Genomic DNA, 3,291 nt, shown 5'->3' on the forward strand with positions numbered 1-3,291 from the left:
GCCGCCCCTCACTAATCACTATCTCGGGGGATTAGCTCAGCTGGCTAGAGCACCTGCTTTGCACGCAGGGGGTCAACGGTTCGAATCCGTTATTCTCCACTCTTGAGATTCCGGTAAACCGGAATATTCTCAAACGATCTTTGACATGATGTAACAGAAAAAAAAGTAAAGTTAAAGCTGAAAGTATATATCGACCATACGTTGTCGGTAAGACTAAAAGTAAGCAAGGGCGCATGGCGGATGCCTTGGCTCTCGGAGGCGATGAAGGACGTGATAAGCTGCGATAAGCTTCGGGTAGGTGCAAATAACCTTTGATCCGGAGATTTCCGAATGGGACAACCCGATTGGTTGAAGACCAATCATCCAACTAAGTTGGAGGCTAACGCAGGGAACTGAAACATCTTAGTACCTGCAGGAAAAGAAAATAAATAATGATTCCCCTAGTAGTGGCGAGCGAACGGGGACCAGCCCAAACCACCTATGTTACGGCATATGTGGGGTTGTAGGACCACGCTGTGGCAAGAAAACCGGTGAGTAGAATGTTCTGGAAAGTTCAACCATAGAGCATGATAGTTGCGTATACGAAGCCGGTCGAAGCCTAGTGGTATCCTGAGTAGCGCGGAGCACGAGGAATTCTGCGTGAATCAGCCGGGACCATCCGGTAAGGCTAAATACTCCCGAGAGACCGATAGTGAACCAGTACTGTGAAGGAAAGGTGAAAAGCACTTCGAACAGAAGAGTGAAATAGTTCCTGAAACCATGCGCCTACAAGCGGTCGGAGCTCGCAAGAGTGACGGCGTGCCTTTTGCATAATGAACCTACGAGTTACTTTTTCCGGCAAGGTTAAGGGTCTTGAGACCTGCAGCCGAAGCGAAAGCGAGTCTTAACAGGGCGTTCAGTCGGAAGGAGTAGACGCGAAACCAAGTGATCTACCCTTGGGCAGGTTGAAGGATGGGTAACACCATCTGGAGGACCGAACCAATAAGCGTTGAAAAGCTTCTGGATGACCTGAGGGTGGGGGTGAAAGGCTAATCAAACTTGGAGATAGCTCGTACTCCCCGAAATGCATTTAGGTGCAGCCTTGACTTATACTGGCATGAGGTAGAGCGACTGATAAGATGCGAGGGCTTCACCGCCTATCAAGTCTTGACAAACTCCGAATGCGTGTCAGTTCTATGTCAGGAGTGAGGGCATGGGTGCTAAGGTCCATGTCCTAAAGGAGAACAATCCGGACCAACAGCTAAGGTCCCGAAATGAATACTAAGTTGAACTAACGAAGTCAGATTGCTAAGACAGCTAGGATGTTGGCTTGGAAGCAGCCATTCATTTAAAGAGTGCGTAACAGCTCACTAGTCGAGGAGTTTGGCGTGGATAATAATCGGGCATTAAGTATTCTACCGAAGCTTTGGGATGTGTAAACATCGGTAGGGGAGCATTCCACTCAGCGTTGAAGGTGAGGCGTGAGCCTTGCTGGAGCGTGTGGAAAAGCAAATGTAGGTATAAGTAACGATAAAGGGGGTGAGAAACCCCCTCGCCGAAAGACTAAGGTTTCCTGATCAACGCTAATCGGATCAGGGTTAGTCGGGTCCTAAGGCTCAGCCGAACGGCGAGGCCGATGGCAGAACCGGTTAATATTCCGGTACTACCTCAAGGAGTGACGTGGAGACGGAGCAGTGACAGTGCCGCGGACTGACGGAATAGTCCGTTAAAGGGTGTAGATGTTGATTCCTGCAGGCAAATCCGCAGGAAGAGTCGAACCTGACAGTATGGAGCGTCCTTCGGGACAATCCAATAGTGCACGTAAGCATACTCCCGAGAAAATCCGCTAAACTTAATCCTTGTGGTACCCGTACCGCAAACGGACACACGTAGTCGGGTTGAATATACTAAGGCGCTTGAGTGATTCACGGTTAAGGAACTAGGCAAACTGACCCTGTAACTTCGGGATAAAGGGTCCTCAGGGTGACTTGAGGCGCAGAGAATCGGTCCAGGCAACTGTTTAACAAAAACACAGGGCTGTGCGAAATAGAAATATGAAGTATACAGCCTGACACCTGCCCGGTGCTGGAAGGTTAAGAGGAGATGTCATCGCAAGAGAAGCATTGAATTGAAGCCCCAGTAAACGGCGGCCGTAACTATAACGGTCCTAAGGTAGCGAAATTCCTTGTCGGGTAAGTTCCGACCTGCACGAATGGTGTAATGATCTGGACGCTGTCTCAACCGTGAGCTCAGTGAAATTGTAGTATCGGTGAAGATGCCGATTACCCGCGATGGGACGAAAAGACCCCGTGAACCTTTACTATAGCTTAACATTGAATTTGGGTAATTGATGTGTAGGATAGGCCGGAGGCTTCGAAGCAGGTACGCCAGTATTTGTGGAGCCGCTGTTGAAATACGGCCCTTTGATTATTTGAGTTCTAACCCGTGGATACGGGGACACTGTTTGGTGGGTAGTTTGACTGGGGTGGTCGCCTCCAAAAGCGTAACGGAGGCTTCTAAAGGTGCCCTCACGACGATTGGTAACCGTCGGCAGAGTGTAATGGCATAAGGGCGCTTGACTGGGAGACTAACAAGTCGATCAGGTAGGAAACTAGAGCATAGTGATCCGGTGTTTCTGTATGGAAAGGACATCGCTCAAAGGATAAAAGGTACTCCGGGGATAACAGGCTGATCCCTCCCAAGAGCTCATATCGACGGAGGGGTTTGGCACCTCGATGTCGGCTCGTCACATCCTGGGGCTGGAGAAGGTCCCAAGGGTTGGGCTGTTCGCCCATTAAAGTGGCACGCGAGCTGGGTTCAGAACGTCGTGAGACAGTTCGGTCTCTATCTATCGTGGGCGTATGAAATTTGCGTGGCTCTGACACTAGTACGAGAGGACCGTGTTGGACTGACCTCTGGTTTACCGGTTGTGCCGCCAGGTGCATTGCCGGGTATCTAAGTCGGGATTGGATAAGTGCTGAAAGCATCTAAGTACGAAGCCAGCCACAAGATTAGATTTCTTAGGGTCGTCATAGACGATGACGTTGATAGGATGCAGGTGTACAGGCAGCGATGTCATAGCCGAGCATTACTAATTGCCCGTTCACTTTTGGTTTTTCCGTGTATGGGTGGTATATACGTTCAGTTTACCGGTTTCATTACCGGTTGTTCTTTACTTTTTACATCATGTCTGCCTTATTCAGGTGACTATAGCACTGAGGTTCCACCTCTTCCCATTCCGAACAGAGAAGTTAAGCTCAGTCACGCCGATGGTACTGCGTAACAGTGGGAGAGTAGGTAGTCGCCGTTTTT

Annotated in this window: 1 tRNA gene and 2 rRNA genes; all 3 read left to right on the top strand. The window is 49.6% G+C overall.

The window, feature by feature from the left end:
- The first annotated feature begins 25 nt into the window (after positions 1–25).
- The 3 genes from H8S52_RS19395 (at position 26) to rrf (ending at position 3,289) form a co-directional block, all read left to right on the top strand.
- Positions 26–99, top strand: a tRNA-Ala gene (locus tag H8S52_RS19395).
- 114 nt (positions 100–213) lie between these two features.
- Positions 214–3,094 (top strand): 23S ribosomal RNA (locus H8S52_RS19400).
- Between the two features lie 84 nt (positions 3,095–3,178).
- Positions 3,179–3,289 (top strand): 5S ribosomal RNA (gene rrf, locus H8S52_RS19405).
- Positions 3,290–3,291: the final 2 nt, after the last annotated feature.

It is taken from the genome of Bacteroides sp. NSJ-48, assembly GCF_014287405.1.
In the GTDB taxonomy this organism is placed as follows: domain Bacteria; phylum Bacteroidota; class Bacteroidia; order Bacteroidales; family Bacteroidaceae; genus Bacteroides; species Bacteroides stercoris.